This window comes from Ectothiorhodospiraceae bacterium BW-2 (assembly GCA_008375315.1).
In the GTDB taxonomy this organism is placed as follows: Bacteria; Pseudomonadota; Gammaproteobacteria; order Thiohalomonadales; family Thiohalomonadaceae; genus BW-2.
Map to the genome: position 1 here is coordinate 2,121,573 of CP032507.1, position 18,689 is coordinate 2,140,261.

21 protein-coding genes are annotated in these 18,689 nt (G+C 53.3%); 20 read left to right on the top strand and 1 reads right to left on the bottom strand.

The annotated features are described in order from the left end of the window. Positions 1-16: 16 nt before the first annotated feature. Positions 17-208: a hypothetical protein gene (locus D5085_10105; protein ID QEP43447.1), complete on the bottom strand. Its 192-nt coding sequence runs from the start codon at positions 206-208 to the stop codon at positions 17-19. A 123-nt stretch (positions 209-331) separates the two neighbouring features. Between D5085_10105 and D5085_10110 the strand changes: the two genes are divergently transcribed. The 20 genes from D5085_10110 (at position 332) to D5085_10205 (ending at position 18,672) form a co-directional block, all read left to right on the top strand. Then, positions 332-958 carry a hypothetical protein gene (locus tag D5085_10110; protein QEP43448.1) on the top strand — a complete coding sequence of 209 codons (627 nt, stop codon included), beginning with the start codon at positions 332-334 and terminating at the stop codon, positions 956-958. A 97-nt stretch (positions 959-1,055) separates the two neighbouring features. After that, positions 1,056-1,373 carry a hypothetical protein gene (locus D5085_10115; GenBank protein ID QEP43449.1) on the top strand — a complete coding sequence of 106 codons (318 nt, stop codon included), beginning with the start codon at positions 1,056-1,058 and terminating at the stop codon, positions 1,371-1,373. Positions 1,374-1,457: 84 nt separating this feature from the next. Continuing rightward, on the top strand, positions 1,458-2,210 hold the full coding sequence (locus tag D5085_10120; protein ID QEP43450.1) for a hypothetical protein: 753 nt from the start codon (positions 1,458-1,460) through the stop codon (positions 2,208-2,210). Positions 2,211-2,237: 27 nt separating this feature from the next. Further along, on the top strand, positions 2,238-2,426 hold the full coding sequence (locus D5085_10125) for a DUF4351 domain-containing protein (GenBank protein ID QEP43451.1): 189 nt from the start codon (positions 2,238-2,240) through the stop codon (positions 2,424-2,426). A gap of 102 nt (positions 2,427-2,528) precedes the next feature. Further along, complete coding sequence (locus D5085_10130) at positions 2,529-3,209, top strand: hypothetical protein (GenBank protein QEP43452.1); 681 nt, start codon at positions 2,529-2,531, stop codon at positions 3,207-3,209. Positions 3,210-3,397: 188 nt separating this feature from the next. Continuing rightward, positions 3,398-3,754, top strand: coding sequence for an NADH-quinone oxidoreductase subunit A (locus D5085_10135; GenBank protein ID QEP43453.1), 357 nt, complete (start codon positions 3,398-3,400; stop codon positions 3,752-3,754). Further along, a complete protein-coding gene (locus D5085_10140; protein ID QEP43454.1) occupies positions 3,745-4,233 on the top strand; it encodes an NADH-quinone oxidoreductase subunit B in 489 nt (162 codons plus the stop codon). The genes D5085_10135 and D5085_10140 overlap by 10 nt, the downstream gene beginning before the upstream one ends. A 2-nt stretch (positions 4,234-4,235) precedes the next feature. Beyond that, positions 4,236-4,865 carry an NADH-quinone oxidoreductase subunit C gene (locus D5085_10145; protein ID QEP43455.1) on the top strand — a complete coding sequence of 210 codons (630 nt, stop codon included), beginning with the start codon at positions 4,236-4,238 and terminating at the stop codon, positions 4,863-4,865. Further along, positions 4,858-6,117 carry an NADH-quinone oxidoreductase subunit D gene (locus tag D5085_10150; GenBank protein ID QEP43456.1) on the top strand — a complete coding sequence of 420 codons (1,260 nt, stop codon included), beginning with the start codon at positions 4,858-4,860 and terminating at the stop codon, positions 6,115-6,117. The genes D5085_10145 and D5085_10150 overlap by 8 nt, the downstream gene beginning before the upstream one ends. After that, positions 6,117-6,635, top strand: coding sequence for an NADH-quinone oxidoreductase subunit NuoE (gene nuoE, locus D5085_10155; GenBank protein QEP43457.1), 519 nt, complete (start codon positions 6,117-6,119; stop codon positions 6,633-6,635). The genes D5085_10150 and nuoE overlap by 1 nt, the downstream gene beginning before the upstream one ends. Next, entirely contained in the window at positions 6,632-7,897 is a 1,266-nt protein-coding gene (gene nuoF, locus D5085_10160; protein ID QEP43458.1) for an NADH oxidoreductase (quinone) subunit F, read from the top strand. Before nuoE ends, nuoF begins: the two co-directional genes overlap by 4 nt. A gap of 15 nt (positions 7,898-7,912) precedes the next feature. Beyond that, on the top strand, positions 7,913-10,315 hold the full coding sequence (locus tag D5085_10165; protein QEP43459.1) for an NADH-quinone oxidoreductase subunit G: 2,403 nt from the start codon (positions 7,913-7,915) through the stop codon (positions 10,313-10,315). Between the two features lie 48 nt (positions 10,316-10,363). Beyond that, complete coding sequence (gene nuoH, locus D5085_10170; protein QEP45123.1) at positions 10,364-11,413, top strand: NADH-quinone oxidoreductase subunit NuoH; 1,050 nt, start codon at positions 10,364-10,366, stop codon at positions 11,411-11,413. 18 nt (positions 11,414-11,431) lie between these two features. Further along, positions 11,432-11,920, top strand: a complete 489-nt coding sequence (nuoI, locus tag D5085_10175) for an NADH-quinone oxidoreductase subunit NuoI (GenBank protein ID QEP43460.1) — start codon at positions 11,432-11,434, stop codon at positions 11,918-11,920. Positions 11,921-11,940: 20 nt separating this feature from the next. After that, positions 11,941-12,546 (top strand): NADH-quinone oxidoreductase subunit J, encoded by a 606-nt coding sequence (locus D5085_10180; protein QEP43461.1) that lies wholly within the window; start codon positions 11,941-11,943, stop codon positions 12,544-12,546. Positions 12,547-12,569: 23 nt separating this feature from the next. Then, on the top strand, positions 12,570-12,875 hold the full coding sequence (gene nuoK / locus D5085_10185) for an NADH-quinone oxidoreductase subunit NuoK (GenBank protein QEP43462.1): 306 nt from the start codon (positions 12,570-12,572) through the stop codon (positions 12,873-12,875). A 9-nt stretch (positions 12,876-12,884) separates the two neighbouring features. Further along, complete coding sequence (locus tag D5085_10190; GenBank protein QEP43463.1) at positions 12,885-14,888, top strand: NADH-quinone oxidoreductase subunit L; 2,004 nt, start codon at positions 12,885-12,887, stop codon at positions 14,886-14,888. Between the two features lie 40 nt (positions 14,889-14,928). Then, positions 14,929-16,446, top strand: a complete 1,518-nt coding sequence (locus tag D5085_10195; protein QEP43464.1) for an NADH-quinone oxidoreductase subunit M — start codon at positions 14,929-14,931, stop codon at positions 16,444-16,446. Between the two features lie 17 nt (positions 16,447-16,463). Continuing rightward, complete coding sequence (gene nuoN / locus D5085_10200) at positions 16,464-17,912, top strand: NADH-quinone oxidoreductase subunit NuoN (protein QEP43465.1); 1,449 nt, start codon at positions 16,464-16,466, stop codon at positions 17,910-17,912. A gap of 19 nt (positions 17,913-17,931) precedes the next feature. Further along, entirely contained in the window at positions 17,932-18,672 is a 741-nt protein-coding gene (locus D5085_10205; protein ID QEP45124.1) for a heme ABC transporter permease, read from the top strand. The last annotated feature ends 17 nt before the right edge of the window (positions 18,673-18,689 follow it).

Genomic DNA, 18,689 nt, shown 5'->3' on the forward strand with positions numbered 1-18,689 from the left:
TCTAAATTTGCCTTCCTCAGCGGGGGAGGCTAGGGGCTAAGACCGTTAATTTGACATCAACAAGATTGATTTTGTCCCCGAGGTTTAGCGCAATTCGTTGCTGCGCCGGGATGAAAATAGTGTCAATGACCGAACGATGTCCGGTAATCAACGGCGTGTAGGTTTCAAACCCGCCCCTACGAAACCCGAAACATCCTCCATCCTCCATCTGGCGATAGGCGAACCGCTCCTCATCAATGTGAACTCTATTTTTAGAATGCCACTGTCTTGAGCTAGACTAGCGATTGCAGTAGCATGGACAGCCCTGAGCTGTGATTGGAGAGATATAAAGATGAAAACGATGATTATCACCTTGCTATTATTAAGCCATCTATCGAGCGGCTATGCGCTGGAAGTCGCGCCACGCTTAACAGATCGAGAGATTATCGAATCGCTAGCCGATCTAAAGAGCGACATAGCGCGGGTTGACCAGCGTTTTGATGCTGTTGACCAGCGTTTTGATGCTGTTAACCAGCGTTTTGATGCTGTTAACCAGCGTTTTGATGCCGTTAACCAGCGAATCGATTCGCTAGAGAAGCAGACCTCAGAGCGTTTTGATGCGATGGAGAAGCAGACGGCAGAGCGTTTTGACGCAATGGAGAAGCAGACCAACGCCCGTTTTGACGCGATTGACCAGCGTTTTGAGCAGATGAATGCTCAATTTGATAAGCTTTGGAATCTAATGCTGGTCATCATTGCCGGCGTCTTTGGCCTCATTGGTTTTGTGGTTTGGGATCGTAAAACGGCATTAAAGCCCCTAGAGCAGCGGTTAGAGCGGCTTGAGATGAGTCTGCAACAAGATTTTGAGATTCAGCATCGGCAGGGCTCAAAGATGACCCGACTGATAAACGCCCTCAAAGAGCTCGCGCAAAGCGACCCAAAACTGCAAGGGGTGCTGCGCAGCTTTTCTCTGCTGTAGTTAAATTATTCAGGCCTTTTTTAGCCCCACCCCAACCCTCCTCGCTGGGGGCAGTGAGTCACAATACCTGTTTTTTGCTCTTGAGAGAGACGACCCGATGAGTACCCTAGAACAGCATCAGACCCCGCTACCGGCCAACTATCGACTACACCGCTACCACATACAGCGCCAGCTAGGCAAAGGGGGCTTTGGGATTACCTACTTAGCGCTAGATACCGAACGGAATCGGTCGGCAGTGATCAAAGGTGGTTTCAAACCAAACCCCTACGGTCTCTACGATATGTTAGGCAATGTGTGGGGGTGGTCCTGCTTAGGGTATGATGAGCGGTATAGTGGAGGCGAAAATCAATGTCAAAATCGTGTAGATTCCGGCGGCTGCGCCCTCCGTGGCGGTTCATGGTTCGGCAGCCCCTGATCGCGATATTTTCAGGCAGAACGCATGAGACAGAAAATGACCACCAGCATACAAGGCTAGCTGCCAGAAACTACCCACCACCACATGAAAAAACCGCCCCACACCACCCTCACCGACCCCCACGATCGCTTCTTTCGCGAGAATTTCGAACGCAAAGAGCTAGCGCAAGACTACCTGCAACACTACCTACCGAACGAGATAGTCGCCCTCCTAGATATGAGCACCCTAACCATCGCCAAAGATAGCTATGTCAGCAAAGAGCTACGCAAATCGTTTTCAGATCTAGTCTATCGCGTAGAGTATCGTCACGAACCCGACCTATCCGAGGAGGAGAGGCCAGAAGGGGTTCACATCTACCTGCTGTTTGACCACAAAAGCACCCCCGACCGCTGGGTAGCGCTACAACTACTGCGTTATCAAGTGCTTAGTGCAGAGGCCTATCGCAAACAGAATCCGAAAGCCAAATACCTGCCACCGGTCTATCCGATAGTGCTCTACCACGGCCAATCGCGCTGGAATATAGCCCGCGACTATCAAGCCCTAATCCGACCACTCCCCGCAGCACTCACCCCCTATATCCCCCAATTTCGTTACGATCTACACGACATCTCCCCCCACGGAAAACTGGAACTCAAAGGGGAGGTGTTGACCCGTATGGCCTCATTAGCGTTACGCTATATCTATGATAAGCAACCGCTACAGCGACTGCTAGAGCTGATTGACCTAATCCGGCAAATTCAAGATCGCGCCACAGCGGTAGATGTATTAGAGTGCCTATTGCGCTACTATGTACAAGCCACGGAACGAGTTAGCGAAACCGAAGCGCGTGAAGCATGACAGACCCTACCCGATGGAGAACCACTGATGCAGACATTTATCGATAAATATGTGCAACAAGGTGAGGCAAATATACTCATCCGCCAACTGAAAACCAAATTTGGTATGGTACCTGGTGAGACGATGGCAAGGATCGAACAGGCCGATGCCGACACTTTGCTGCGTTGGTCTGAACGCATCCTGACCGCCGAAAAGCCCGAAGATCTATTTCATTGAGGTGGCAGTAGCATGGACAGCCCTGAGCTATTGATCGATTAACTTAAGCCATGAAAAGCGCGTTTATTTAACACCACCACCGTATTAAGGAGAGATATAAAGATGAAAACGATAATCATCACCTTGCTGTTATTAAGCCATCTATCGAGCGGCTATGCGCTGGAAGTCGCGCCACGCTTAACAGATCGAGAGATTATCGAATCGCTAGCCGATCTAAGGAGCGACATAGCGCGGGTTGACCAGCGTTTTGATGCTGTTGACCAGCGTTTTGAAGCCGTTAACCAGCGTTTTGAAGCCGTTAACCAGCGTTTTGACGCCGTTGACCAGCGTTTTGACGCCGTTAACCAGCGGATCGATTCGCTAGAGAAGCAGACTGTAGAGCGTTTTGATGCGATGGAGAAGCAGACTAACGCTCGTTTTGACGCGATGGAGAAGCAGACGGCAGAGCGTTTTGACGCGATGGAGAAGCAGACCAACGCCCGTTTTGATGCGATTGACCAGCGTTTTGAGCAGATGAATGCTCAATTTGATAAGCTTTGGAATCTAATGTTGGTCATCATTGCCGGCGTCTTTGGCCTCATCGGTTTTGTGGTTTGGGATCGTAAAACGGCATTAAAGCCCCTAGAGCAGCGGTTAGAGCGGCTTGAGATGAGTCTGCAACAAGATTTTGAGATTCAGCATCGGCAGGGCTCAAAGATGACCCGACTGATAAACGCCCTTAAAGAGCTCGCGCAAAGCGACCCAAAACTGCAAGGGGTGCTGCGCAGCTTTTCTCTGCTGTAGTTAAGTCGTTCCGGCCTTTTTTAGCCCCCATCCAACCCTTCTCTGTTGGGAAAGAGGGCTAAAAAAGGCCACAAAATCTTGACAACCCCCCCGCCTCTGGTAGAGTGGTCAAGCTTTTTTGCGCTGCGCCTCGCCACGACTTAGGCTGAGGGTGCGGTGGAGGTTTAACCGAAATGTCTGTGTAACTTATGCTGGAAAACTATCTGCCCGTTTTGATCTTCTTGGTTGTCGGCGTACTCTTTGGTGCGGTGATGCTTGGCATGGGTTTTCTGCTCTCGACCTCTAAGCCCGACAGAGAGAAGGACTCGCCTTACGAGTGCGGCTTTGAGGCGTTTGAAGATGCCCGTATGAAGTTCGATGTCCGCTTCTATCTGGTGGCGATTCTGTTTATTATTTTCGATCTGGAGATCGCCTTTCTCTTTCCTTGGGCGATTGTGCTGCGAGATATCGGCCTTTTCGGCCTACTAGCGATGGGGCTCTTTTTGGCAATTTTAGTGGTTGGGTTCATCTATGAGTGGAAAAAAGGGGCACTGCGGTGGGAATAGAGGGCAAGCTGAATGAGGGGGTTGTAACTACCTCTCTTGATAGCCTAATTAACTGGGCGCGAACCGGCTCAATGTGGCCGATGACCTTTGGGCTAGCCTGCTGTGCGGTGGAGATGATGCACGCTGGGGCGGCTCGTTACGATCTGGATCGTTTTGGAATCATTTTTCGCCCCAGTCCGCGCCAATCCGATGTGATGATTGTGGCCGGAACCTTATGTAATAAAATGGCTCCAGCGCTGCGTAAGGTCTATGACCAGATGGCCGAACCGCGCTGGGTGATCTCTATGGGCTCTTGTGCTAATGGCGGCGGTTACTACCACTACTCCTACTCAGTGGTGCGCGGCTGTGATCGCATTGTACCGGTCGATGTCTATGTCCCCGGCTGTCCGCCGACGGCTGAGGCGCTGCTCTACGGCATTTTGCAGCTACAGCAGAAGATCCAGCGCACCAATACCATTGCTCGACCGAAGGTGGCTTGACGATGTCTGACTACTATCTTGCCCTCTCTGAGAGCGTCAGTTCGGTGTTAGGCGAACTCTGTGGCGAGAGAGTTGTCGCCCATCGGGAGCTAACAGTGACGCTCAGTGCGGCCACTCTGCTCGCCGCCATGACGCGGTTACGCGATGATGAGGCACTCAAGTTTGAACAGCTGATCGACCTGTGCGGTGTTGACTATCTTGACTACCATGGTAAACAGCAGCTACAGCGTCAGGGCCGTTTTGCCGTCGTCTATCATCTACAGTCGATTAGTCTAAACCATCGGCTGCGAGTGCGCTGTTTTTGCGAGGAGGAGGCGATGCCGCTGCTCCCCTCGGTGACCACTATTTGGAGCTGTGCCGACTGGTTTGAGCGAGAGGCGTTTGATCTCTATGGCATCCTGTTTGAAGGCCATCCCGATTTACGCCGCATTTTGACCGACTATGGCTTTATCGGCCATCCGTTTCGCAAAGATTTCCCGATAAGTGGCCATGTTGAGATGCGCTACGATGAGCAGAAGCAGCGGGTTGTCTATCAGCCAGTGACGATTGATCCCCGTGATCAGATCCCAAAAGTGGTTCGGGAAGATCACCGCTACCTCTCTCCTGCTGCCGAGGAGGCCAAGAATGGCTGAAATTCGTAACTATACCCTTAACTTTGGCCCACAGCATCCGGCCGCCCATGGCGTGTTGCGGCTCATTCTGGAGATGGATGGCGAGGTGATTGAGCGAGCCGATCCCCACATCGGTCTGCTCCATCGCGGGACTGAGAAGCTGGCCGAGACTAAACACTATCTACAGAGTTTGCCCTATATGGATAGACTCGACTATGTCTCCATGATGTCTAACGAACACGCCTACTGTATGGCGATAGAGAAGGCGTTAGGGTTGGAGGTGCCGCTGCGGGCGCAATATATTCGGGTGATGTTTGACGAAGTGACTCGCATTTTGAACCATCTTATGTGGCTCGGTGCCCACGCCCTTGATGTCGGTGCGATGACGGTGTTTCTCTACGCTTTTCGGGAGCGAGAAGATCTGATGGATTGCTACGAGGCAGTCTCTGGGGCGAGGCTCCACGCCGCCTACTATCGCCCTGGTGGAGTCTATCGTGACCTACCCGCTAAGATGCCGCAGTTTAATCAGCAGGCGACTAAATACCACTCAGCGGAGGAGCTGCGACGGCTAAATGAGCCGCGACAGGGATCGTTGCTCGATTTTATCGAAGATTTTACCCACCGTTTTCCCGGCTATATTGATGAGTATGAGACCCTGTTGACCGATAACCGTATCTGGAAACAGCGCCTAGTCAATATTGGCGTTGTGACCCCGGAGCGGGCGTTGCAGCTCGGGTTAAGTGGGCCGATGCTGCGCGGTTCGGGGATAGCGTGGGATCTACGCAAAAAGCAGCCTTATGAGGTCTATGATAGACTCGATTTCGATATCCCCGTCGGGGTTAACGGCGACTGTTATGATCGCTATTTAGTTCGCATTGAGGAGATGCGCCAGTCGAACCGCCTCATCAAGCAGGCGATTCAGTGGCTAAGAGAGCACCCAGGCCCGGTGATTACCGATAATCGCAAGGTAGCGCCACCGCCACGAGAAGAGATGAAGCAGGAGATGGAGGCGCTTATTCACCACTTTAAGCTCTTTAGTGAGGGCTTTACCATCCCTGAAGGGGAGGTCTATGCGGCAGTGGAGCACCCAAAAGGGGAGTTTGGTATCTATCTAATCTCTGATGGAGCGAATAAGCCCTACCGCTTAAAGATTCGTGCCCCCGGTTTTGCCCACCTTGCCTCAATGAATGAGATGGTTTCGGGACACATGCTCGCTGATGTGGTGGCTGTGATTGGAACCCAAGATATTGTATTTGGAGAGATTGATCGCTAATGAGTGCTGCTGACCAGAGTCTGTTAACCGAGGAGTCTCGTATTGAGCTCGATAGCTGGATTGCCAAATATCCCCCCGAGCACAAAGTCTCGGCCGTGATGGCTGGGCTGCGTATCGCCCAAGAGCAGAATGGGGGTTGGCTCAGTAATGAGTTAATTGAAGCGGTTGCCGACTACCTTGAGATGCCCAACATTGCCGCCTACGAAGTGGCTACCTTCTACTCAATGTATGAGCGTGAGGCGGTAGGCAGACATAAGCTCTGCCTCTGCACCAATATCTCCTGTATGTTGCGCGGCTCGGATGAGTTAGTTAACCATCTACAGCAGCGGTTGGGGATTAAATTAGGCGAGACCACGGCCGATGGGCGGATTACCCTAAAAGAGGTGGAGTGTCTCGGTGCCTGTGTCAATGCGCCGGTAGCGCAACTTGGCCGCGACTATTACGAAAATCTGACTCCGGATGCGCTAGATCGCATTTTGGATCAACTCGATGAGTCTGTTTTGAAGGAGCCGTCGTGACAAATCAGGTCTGTTTCCGAACCCTAGATCAAGAGACCCCTTGGAGATTGGAGAGCTACGCGAGTGCCGGTGGGTATGAGGTATTCAAACGACTCTTGACAGAGAAGACCCCGGCGGCGGAGATTATCGACGAACTGAAGAGGTCGGCGCTACGGGGTCGCGGTGGTGCCGGCTTTCCGACCGGACTGAAGTGGAGCTTTATGCCCAAAGATGAGCGGCAGAAGTATATCGTCTGCAACTCCGATGAGGGGGAGCCGGGCACCTGCAAAGATAGAGATATACTGCGCTACAACCCGCACCAACTCATTGAGGGGATGGCGATTGCCGGTTATACCATCGGTGCCTCCATGGGCTACAACTACATTCGGGGCGAGTTCTGGGAGCCGTATGAGCGCTTTCAAGGCGCGATAGAGGAGGCGCGAGCTGCGGGCCTACTAGGCAGAGATATTCTCGGCAGCGGTTTTGATTTCGATCTAGAGGTACACCTCGGTGCCGGTGCCTATGTCTGTGGCGAAGAGACGGCGCTATTAGAGTCGTTAGAGGGCAAAAAGGGGCAGCCCCGTTTTAAACCCCCCTTTCCGGCCAACTATGGCCTCTATGGGCAGCCGACAACCATTAATAATACCGAAACCCTCGCCTCAGTACCGATCATTTTAGCCAAAGGCGGAGAGTGGTTTCTCAACTTAGGCAAGCCGAATAATGGGGGTGAGAAGCTCTTCTGTCTGTCGGGTCATGTTAATAAGCCGGCTAACTATGAGATTCCGCTAGGCACACCCTTTAGTGAGCTACTAGAGATGGCTGGCGGCGTGCTCGATGGGCGCCAGCTCAAAGCGGTGATTCCCGGCGGCAGCTCAACCCCAGTACTTCCTGCCGCTAAGGCGATGGCGATGAGTATGGATTACGACTCGATCGCAGCGGCCGGATCGATGCTAGGGGCGGGCTCAGTGATTGTGATCGCTGAGGGGACCTGCATGGTCAAAGTGCTGGAGCGCTTAGCCTACTTCTACCATGAAGAGTCGTGTGGCCAGTGTACCCCCTGTCGTGAGGGGACTGGCTGGCTCTATCGAATCATTCACCGTATCGAAAATGGTCAGGGGCGGCCAGAGGATTTAGACCAGCTCGATGATGTCGCCAGTCGTATTATGGGCAATACCATCTGTGCGCTAGGGGATGCGGCGGCGATGCCGGTGCGCAGTTTTCTGGAACACTTTCGCCATGAGTTCGAGTACCATATCGAGCATAAGCGGTGTATGGATAGCTAGACGGGCGGAGAAGAGATGAGACAAGTTACAATTGAGCTTAATGGTCAGCCACTACAGGTCGATAGCGACCGCTATGTGATCGAGGTAGCCGATGAGTATGGCGTGACCATCCCTCGCTTCTGTTACCACGGCAAACTCTCACTCGCGGCTAGCTGCCGGATGTGCCTAGTCGAAGTTGAACGGGCACCTAAACCGATGCCTGCCTGCGCCACACCGGTCGCCGAGGGGATGAAGATTCATACCCGTTCCCCCAAAGCGATTGCAGCACAGCGCTCAGTGATGGAGTTTCTGCTTATTAACCACCCGCTCGATTGTCCGATTTGCGATCAGGGGGGGGAGTGTGACCTACAAGATATCGCCGTCGGCTACGGTAATAACGCCTCTCGTTACCGTGAGAGCAAGCGGGTGGTGGTGGATCACGATATCGGGCCGTTAATTAGCACCGATATGACACGCTGTATTCAGTGTACCCGCTGTGTCCGTTTTGGGCAGGAGATTGCTGGGGTGATGGAGCTAGGGGCACCGGGTCGGGGCGAGCATATGCATATCGCCACCTATTTAGAGGGATCGGTCGATGCCGAAATATCGGCTAATGTGATCGATCTCTGCCCAGTCGGAGCGCTGACCTCAAAGCCGTACCGCTTTAGTGCCCGCTCGTGGGAGTTGAGCTCTATGACATCGATCTCCCCCCACGATATCTTAGGCAGCCATCTGCGGGTCGATACGCTGCGGGGGGAGGTCAAACGGGTTGTGCCGGCAGAGTGCGAGGCCTTAAATGAGTGTTGGCTCTCAGATAGAGACCGATTTAGTTATCAGGCGTTGACCCACCCCGACAGGTTATTAACTCCCGAAATTAAACGGGATGGTCGGTGGCAGAAGATCGACTGGGATAGTGCACTAACCTATGCGGCCGAAGGGTTGCTAGGGGTGGTCAAAGAGTCGGGTAGCAGCGCTCTCGGAGCGTTACTCAGTGCTGAGTCTTCAGTAGAAGAGCTCTATTTAGCACAAAAACTGCTGCGTGGTCTCGGGAGTCACCATATCGATAGCCGCCTCTGGCGTAGTGACTTCTCCACCCAACAGGGCGATCCGCACCGCCCCGGTTTTGCCAAACCGCTGGCCGAACTGATGGCGGTGCCGTTGCTGCTGGTTATCGGTAGTGATCTGACTAAGGAGCAGCCGCTACTAGCCCAGCGGGTTCGTCGTGCAGCGCGTGAGTTACCGTGTGAAGTGGTGGCGCTCAATCCGATAGACTTCGACCTGCGTCTGCCAGCCTCGCCACTGTCGCAACACCTCGCACCACTGGTGCTAGAGGGCCACCTTGCCGGTACGGTCAAACAGTTGGCTAAGCTGAGCGGTAGCGCAGTCGCCGAACCCCATCGGGAGTGGATAGAGCAGGCAAGTGTCGGTACACGCGAAGAGGCGCTGGCCGACAAATTGGCGCAGCAGCACGGCCAGATTTCGATCTTATTAGGGGCACACGCCATGGCGCTGCCGAACTATGGCCGCCTGCAGCAGTTAGCCGCACTGCTAGCTAAGTTAAGTGGTGCCTCCCTGTCGCTACTGCCTACCGGGGGGAATAGTGCGGGCGCGGCATTAGCAGGGGCACTCCCGCACCGCCTTGCTGGCGGGGCGACTATTGAGGGTGGCGATGCGGGGATGAGCTGGCCACAGATGTTTAGCGAGGGGCTTAAAGGGTATCTGCTACTCAATGTCGAACCGGTAGATGATTGTCTCGATAGTCAGTTAGCCTATCAAGGGCTAGCTAAGGCCGATTTTGTGGTAGCGTTAAGTAGTTATGGGAGCGATTTGCTGCGAGAGCAGGCCGATCTACTGCTGCCGATTGCGCCATTTTTGGAGTCAGAGGGGACTTTTATCAATGGCTTAGGGGAGTGGCAGAGCTACTTTGCGACGGTTCCCCCGCAAGGTGAGAGTAAACCGGCTTGGAAGCTGCTGCGGGTGCTGGGCAATCTGTGTGATCTGGCCGGATTTGAGCAGATGGAGCTGTGTGATGTCACGGCCGAGCTACGGGAGATCGTCTCACCGCTCGATGATAGCGACTCTGTGGCAGTGACAGCCGTTAGTGTCGCCGACCCTTCGCCCTCAGCGGGGCTACAGCGTCTCGCCGCCGCCGCTATCTATCGCGCCTCGCCGATGCTGCGGCGGGCCACGGCGCTGCAAGCGACTCAAGACGGTGTGCGGGCCGATACTCTGCGTCTCTCAAGTGCGACAGCGACCGCTGCCAAAATTGATGTCAGCGCCACTGACATTGAGTTAAAAGCGGCAGATCTCTCGCTAACCCTCAATTGGGTTGTGGATGAGGGTGTGCCGCCGGACTGCTTCTATCTGGCAGCTGGCAGTGAAGCGGCACGCAGAGTGCCGCTGCAGGGCCGTTTTGAACTCAGTCGCGTAGCGGATTAACAGGGAGCCACAAGGGAGAGCGTTATGGTGGAGTTTCTACAGTCGATAATGACCACAATCGGTCTGCCCGAGGGGCTGCAATATCTGCTAATGACCCTACTGAAAATAGCGGCTATTTTGCTGCCGCTGCTCGCTGCCGTCGCCTACTACACGCTGGCAGAGCGCAAAGTGATAGGCTACATGCAGGTTCGTATCGGCCCGAATCGAGTCGGCCCTCGGGGGCTGCTGCAGCCGATTGCCGATGCGGTTAAGTTAATGTTTAAGGAGATTGTGATCCCCTCTCGGGCCGATAAGCCGCTATTTATTATCGCCCCTATCTTATCGATGGCACCGGCGCTAGCGGCTTGGGCGGTGATTCCCTTTAACAGTGAGCTGATTTTGGCCGATGTCGATGCCTCGCTGCTCTATGTGCTAGCGCTCACATCAATTGGTGTCTATGGGGTGATTGTGGCCGGTTGGGCGTCGAACTCTAAGTATGCTCTGCTAGGGGCGATGCGTTCGGCGGCGCAGATCGTGTCGTATGAGATTGCGATGGGCTTTGCCCTAGTCGGCGTCTTAATGGCCGCCGGTAGTATCAATTTAGGTGAGATTGTCAATGGCCAGCAGGGGGGGATTTGGCACTGGTACTGGCTGCCGCTGCTGCCGCTGTTCTTGGTCTATTTTATCTCCGGTGTCGCCGAAACCAATCGTGCCCCCTTTGATGTCGCTGAAGGGGAGTCGGAGATTGTGGCCGGCTTCCATGTCGAGTACTCTGGAATGGCGTTTGCAGTCTTCTTTTTGGCCGAATATGCCAATATGATCCTTATCTCGTTACTGACAGCACTGATGTTTATGGGGGGGTGGCTGTCACCGTTTGAGGGCTTTGAGGCCTTCGCCGGAACGCTATTAGCGGAGTCGAGTATCGTCTGGTTGCTTCTAAAAACGGCGCTCTTTATGTTTCTGTTTCTCTGGTTTCGGGCTACCTTTCCCCGCTACCGTTACGATCAGATTATGCGGTTGGGGTGGAAGGTCTTCATTCCGATCACCCTCGTCTGGATTGCCGTCGTCGGGGTCGCGGTGGTGGCTGAATTAGGCCCCTGGTTTACACTCAATGGATAACCAAGCAGGTAGGCAAGCATGAGCGCAATGTTACAACTCTTAAAGAGTCTGACTCTCGCCGAGCTACGCAAAGGGCTAGGGGTCACTGGCCGCTACTTTTTTAAGCGCAAATTGACGGTACAATACCCTGAGGAGCGGGCACCTATCTCGCCTAGATTTCGTGGTCAGCACGCTCAGCGGCGCTACCCTAATGGTGAGGAGCGCTGTATCGCCTGCAAACTGTGTGAGGTGATCTGTCCGGCGCAGGCGATTACGATTGAGGCCGAAGAGCGCAGCGATGGTAGCCGTCGAACCACTCGCTACGATATCGATCTAGCTAAGTGTATCTTTTGTGGCTTTTGTGAGGAGGCGTGTCCGGTCGATGCTATCGTTGAGACTCATCTCTACGAGTATCATGGCGAGTCGCGTGACGATCTACTCCTTACCAAAGCGAAGTTGCTGGCGAATGGTGATAAGTATGAGACCCAAATCGCCGCCGCTCGTGCCGAAGATGCCCCCTACCGTTAGCGTGTGGAGTTTATAGCGTTATGTCATTAGAGCAGTTGGTCTTCTACTTTTTTGCCGGGGTGCTGCTTGTGGCCGCACTGATGGTGGTGACGGTGAAAAATCCGGTGCGTGCGGCGCTATTTCTGGTGCTCGGCTTTTTTGCCAGTGCGGCACTATGGCTGCTACTAGAGGCGGAGTTTCTCGCGATTACCCTCATTTTAGTCTATGTCGGTGCGGTGATGGTGCTGTTTCTGTTTGTGGTGATGATGCTCGATATTAATCTTGCTATCCTGCGAGAGGGGTTTGCCCGCTATCTGCCGCTAGGAGTCGCTGTTGCTGTGGTCATGGCGGTTATGATGGTGATGGTCGTGGGGGGGGAGCCGTTCGGACTAGAGCACGCTGCTGCACCGGAGCGACAGGGGGCTGAATTTAGCAATACCCGTCTGTTAGGCAGTGTCCTCTACACCGACTATCTGTTTGCGTTTGAGTTAGCTGCCGTGGTGCTGTTAGTGGCGATTATTGCCGCGATTGCGCTAACGCTGCGCCACCGAGATACCACCAAGTTTCAGGAGGTGGGTAATCAGGTGGTAGTGAGTCGTGAGGATCGGGTTCGCCTGGTTAAAATGGAGCCTGAGCAGCGGCGTTAGCCCTGTTCAATAAGGAGAGCGTTGTGATAGCACTTGCCGATTATTTGACTGTGAGCGCCATACTCTTCAGTATCAGTATGGCTGGGGTTTTTATTAACCGTAAGAATCTGATTATTCTATTAATGTGTATTGAGTTAATGTTACTGGCAGTCAATATTAACTTTATCGCCTTCGCCCACTTTTTGGGGGATAGTGCCGGGCAGGTGTTTGTCTTCTTTATTCTGACTGTGGCGGCTGCGGAGGCGGCGATAGGGCTGGCGATTCTGGTGGTGCTGTTTCGTAACAAACGCACTATTAATGTGGCTGATCTGAATGGGTTGAAAGGGTAGGAGCGCTTCATGTTTGAAAACTGGCATCAGGTCACCATCGCTACCGTTCTCGCGCCGCTTATCGGTGCTATTATCGCTGGGCTGTTTGGGGCAAAAATTGGCCGTAAGGGGGCGCATCGAGTCACTATTATCGGTGTCGCTATCGCCACGCTGCTCTCGCTTGCACTGTTTGTCCATATTGTCTTTGAGGGTGGGGCGGTGATAAATCAGACCGTCTATCTCTGGATGATCGCCGATGGGATCTCGTTTGAGATCGGCTTTTTGATTGATGAGTTGACGGTGATGATGATGGTGGTGGTCACCTTCGTCTCGCTGATGGTGCATATCTATACCATCGGCTATATGGCCGATGATGAGCATAACTGGCCTGCGGAGAGCCGGGCCGGTAAACATAGCTATCAGCGCTTCTTTAGCTATATTTCGCTCTTCACCTTCTCAATGTTGATGCTGGTGATGGCCAACAATTTTATGCAGCTCTTCTTTGGCTGGGAGGCGGTCGGGCTGGTCTCCTATCTGCTGATCGGTTTCTGGTCAACCCGAGAGTCGGCGGTCTATGCCAATTTAAAGGCCTTTTTGGTCAATCGGGTGGGCGATTTTGGCTTTATTCTCGGTATTGCGGCGGTCTTAATGTACTTTAATTCGCTCGACTATATGACCGTCTTCGGTAGTGTCGATCAATTTAAAGAGGTGACTATCTCTATCTGGCCCGGAACCGAGTGGTCTTTAATGACTGTGATTGCGATTCTGCTCTTTATCGGTGCGATGGGAAAGTCGGCGCAAGTGCCGCTACATATCTGGCTGCCCGACTCAATGGAGGGTCCGACACCTATCTCGGCGCTTATTCATGCCGCTACCATGGTGACCGCCGGTATCTTTATGGTAGCGCGGATGTCGCCTATCTATGAGCTCTCTGAAACGGCGCTGTCGTTTGTGTTAATCATCGGCGCGGTGACGGCGCTATTGATGGGCTTTTTGGGGCTGGTGCAGCACGATATTAAGCGCGTGGTGGCCTATTCGACCCTGTCGCAGCTCGGTTATATGACGGTGGCGCTCGGTGCCTCAGCCTACTCAGCGGCGCTGTTTCATCTGATGACTCACGCCTTTTTTAAAGCGCTTCTCTTCTTAGCCGCCGGGTCAGTCATTATTGCCATGCACCACCAGCAGGATATGCGCCAAATGGGCGGTCTGCGTCGATATATGCCGATTACCTGGATCACCTCGCTCATAGGCTCGTTAGCCCTTATTGGTGCCCCCGGTTTTGCTGGTTTCTTCTCTAAGGACACCATTATTGAGGCGGTAGGTTATAGCCAAATAACGGGGTCTGGTTTCGCCTATGCGGCGCTTCTTATCGGGGTGTTTGTTACCGCCCTCTATAGCTTTAGAATGTATTTTCTGGTCTTTCATGGTCAGGAGCGGATGGATGAGCATACCCGTCACCATCTACACGAAACGCCATGGGTGGTGACGCTGCCGTTGGTGCTGTTGGCGATCCCCTCGGTGGTGATAGGCTATCTCTATGTCGATGAGATGGCCTTTGGGAGCTTCTTTGGTAGTGCGATTACGGTGCTGCCGCACCATAGTGCCCTGGCTGAGTTGGAGCAGCAGTTTCATGGGCCGTTGGCGATGATAGAGCACGGCCTTGTGACCGCCCCCTTCTGGTTAGCGTTAGCTGGGGTGGTGACTGCGTGGCTGCTCTATATGAAATTTACCTCAATGCCGGCGCTTATCGCCGAGAGGCTGGCACCGCTACACCGCCTGCTGCTCAATAAATACTATTTTGATGAGCTGTTCGCCGGTCTCTTTGGTGGCGGGAGCCGTGCACTAGGGGGGGGCTTGTGGCGTGTCGGTGATCGGGTGCTAATTGATGGGTTGATGGTTAATGGCAGTGCATGGTCGGTCGGTTGGATAGCCTCTATTGTCCGTCATATTCAGTCGGGTATGCTGTTTCACTACGCCTTTACCATGATTTTGGGGCTGTTGGGGCTCTTCATCTGGTCTGTTCTGGTCTGGTAACGGTCGTTGCTGGTTATGACAACAACACAGGGAATGAGGAATGGTTGCTGATCTTCCGCTATTAAGTCTGGTTATCTGGATGCCGATCGTCGGCGGCCTGCTGGTGCTCTATTTGGGCAGTGGCGGTAATGCCTTTCATGCAAAGGTGGTGGCGTTACTTGTCGCTATCGCTACCTTTTTAATCTCGCTGCCGTTGTGGGGCGGGTTCGATACGACCACTGCGGCGCTACAGTTTCAGGAGCAGGCGCTCTGGATTGAGCAGTTTAAGGTCAACTACCATTTAGGCGTCGATGGCTTTTCGATGCCGTTGATTCTGTTAACCACCTTTATGACGGTGATTGTCATCCTCTCGGCTTGGGAGGTGATTAAGGATAGACCGGCGCAATATATGGCCGCGTTTTTGATTATGGAGGGGTTGATGAACGGCGTCTTCGCCTCCCTCGATGCGATGCTCTTCTATGTCTTTTGGGAGGCGATGCTGATTCCGATGTTTATTATCATCGGGATATGGGGTGGCGATAATCGGGTCTATGCGACGATTAAGTTCTTTCTCTACACCTTTCTCGGCTCAGTCTTTATGCTGGTGGCGTTAATCTATCTTCGCTTTGAGACCGGTAGCTTTTCGATTCTCGACTACCACGCGGCGGCTATTCCGCTAGAGGCGCAGATAGCTATCTTCCTAGCCTTTCTAATCGCCTTTGCGGTTAAAGTACCGATGTGGCCGGTACACACATGGCTACCCGATGCCCATGTGCAGGCCCCGACGGGGGGGTCGGTGATTCTGGCGGCTATTATGTTAAAACTCGGTACCTATGGTTTTGTCCGCTTCTCTCTGCCAATTACTCCTGACGCCTCTCACGCCCTCGATGGCTTGATGGTCGCGCTGTCACTGATTGCGATCACCTATATCGGCTTTGTGGCGCTGGTGCAGCAGGATATGAAGAAGTTAATCGCCTACTCCTCCATTTCGCACATGGGGTTTGTGACCCTCGGCTTCTTCATTCCGTTTATGATCTATGAGGCGACCGGCTCGTTTCATGGGGCGGCGATGGGTATTGAGGGCGGTTTAGTGCAGATGATTGCCCACGGTTTTGTCTCTGGGGCGATGTTTCTCTGTGTCGGGGTGATGTATGACCGAGTTCACAGCCGTGATATCGATAGCTACGGCGGTGTGGTTCATGTGATGCCCCTGTTTACCGGTTTTATGGTGCTATTTGCGATGGCAAACGCCGGCCTGCCTGGGACGGCCGGTTTTGTCGGCGAGTTTATGGTGATTTTAAGCGCCTTTAAAGCTAACTTTTGGGTAGCCTTTATTGCTGCTACTACGCTGATTCTTGGTGCAGCCTACACCTTGTGGATGGTCAAGCGGGTACTGTTTGGTAAGGTAGTCCATGATCACGTCGCGACGATGGAGGATCTCTCAAGGCGGGAGTTTCTGATAATGGCGATACTAGCGCTAATGGTGCTGCTGTTGGGCCTTTGGCCCGCGCCTCTGCTGGAGGTGATGACGCCAAGTGTCGATAACCTAATCCAACACCTTGCGACACCTAAAATTTAATAGAGGGAACGACATTGATGAGCTTTAGCCTGCCTCAGTTTGCCGCAGCGTTGCCGGAGATATTTGTACTGGGAATGATCTGCCTCATTCTGCTGCTAGATCTCTTTTTGAGTGATGAGCAGCGAATTGTCACCTATCTATTGTCGCAGTTGACCGCTGTCGGCGTAGCGCTATTATCGTTCGGTTATCTCGGCAGTGAGACGGTGGTGACCTTCTCCGGCCTATTTATTATGGACGATATGGCGGCGCTACTTAAGGGGAGTGTCGGGCTGATGATGGTGGCTATCTTTGTCTATTCGCGCCACTATCTGTTGCAACGAGAGCTCTTTAGCGGTGAGTTTTTTACCCTCTCTCTGGCGGCGATGCTAGGGATGATGGTGATGATTTCGGCGCATAGTCTGTTAACTATCTATCTAGGGCTGGAGTTGATGTCGCTGTCGCTCTATGCGCTGGTGGCCCTGCAGCGCGATTCGATGCAGGCCTCCGAGGCGGCGATGAAATATTTTGTCCTCGGTGCGATGGCTTCGGCGATGCTGCTCTACGGCATGTCGATGCTCTATGGTATGAGCGGTACCCTTAATCTTAACGATATGAGCGCAGTGTTAAGCGCGATTGAGGGGGAGGGGGAGCTGTCGGTATTGATCTTTGGCTTGGTTTTTGTGTTGGTCGGGGTGGCCTTTAAACTCGGTGCGGTGCCGTTTCATATGTGGGTGCCCGATGTCTATCACGGTGCGCCGACGGCGGTGACGATGCTCATTAGCACCGCCCCGAAAGTGGCCGCTTTGGCGATGTTAATGCGGCTGGTGGTGGAGGGGATGGGGCCGCTACAGCCGCAGTGGATCGATATTTTGACCCTTTTGGCGCTGCTGTCGATTATTGTTGCTAATGTGATTGCGATAGCGCAGACCCATTTGAAGCGAATGTTGGCCTACTCTGGTATCTCCCATATCGGTTTTCTGCTGCTAGGGGTGATCGCCGGCACGGCAGAGGGGTATGGGGCGGCGATCTACTATGTCATCGTCTATGCGATCATGGGAATGGCCGGTTTCGGTCTGGTGATTCTGCTCAGTCGGCGCGGTTTTGAGGCGCAAAATATTAGCGATTTAGCCGGTCTGCACCGTCACCACCCTTGGTTTGGCTTGATGGCGCTGCTGATTATGTTCTCCATGGCCGGTATGCCACCGCTGCTCGGTTTTTGGGCTAAACTGGCGGTACTACAGGCGGTGGTTGAGGTCGGTTTAATCCATTTAGCCATTATTGCGGTCATCTTTTCGGTCATCGGGGCGTTCTACTATCTGCGCGTCGTGAAGGTGATCTACTTTGATGAGCCGGCAGAGGGGGCACCTAAGTTGTCACCTCCGGAGGATTTGCGGCTAATCTTCACTCTCAATGCGTTGGCTATTCTGGTCTTAGGGTTGATGCCCGATGGCTTGTTAGAGCTCTGTTTGGCTCTGTTTGTGGTTTAAGGTTGGCTATCGATTTTGCATGAAAAAAAAGCTGATTAACTGGTTTCACTTCTCCTCTCCGGCGACCTTCTACCCGTTGGCGGGGCGGTTAATTCCTTGGTTCGCGCTGGTGACGGTGGTGTTGATGGCTATCGGGCTCTATATGAGCTTCTTTGTGGCACCGACCGACTATAAGCAGGGGGAGGGGTATCGGATTATCTTTATCCATGTTCCGGCGGCGTGGATGTCGATGTTTATCTATGTGATTATGGCCGGCTGGGCCGCCGTTGGGTTGGTGTTTAATACTCGTTTGTCCTCTATGATGGCGAGTGCGCTAGCACCGACCGGAGCGGCGATGGCCTTTTTGGCGCTCTGGACTGGTGCCTTTTGGGGTAAGCCGATGTGGGGCACTTGGTGGGTGTGGGATGCGCGGTTGACCTCGGAGCTAATTCTGCTGTTTCTCTATTTGGGTTTTATGGCGTTACAGGCTGCGATTGATGATCCGCGTCGTGCTGATCGAGCCGGTGCGGTATTGGCGATTGTGGGCGTGGTCAATATTCCGATTATCTACTTCTCGGTTAAGTGGTGGAATACGCTCCATCAGGGGGCGACGCTGACGATGCAGGGGAGTTCGATGAACCCGACGATGCTAAATACACTACTCATCATGACATTCGCCTTTTGGGGCTACTGCATTGTCATGGCGTTAATGCGGGTGCGAACTCTGATTTTGCAGCGAGAGCGCCACACTAGTTGGGTTAAAGAGTTAACCGGAGGGTAGTCGATTGGACGGGGTGA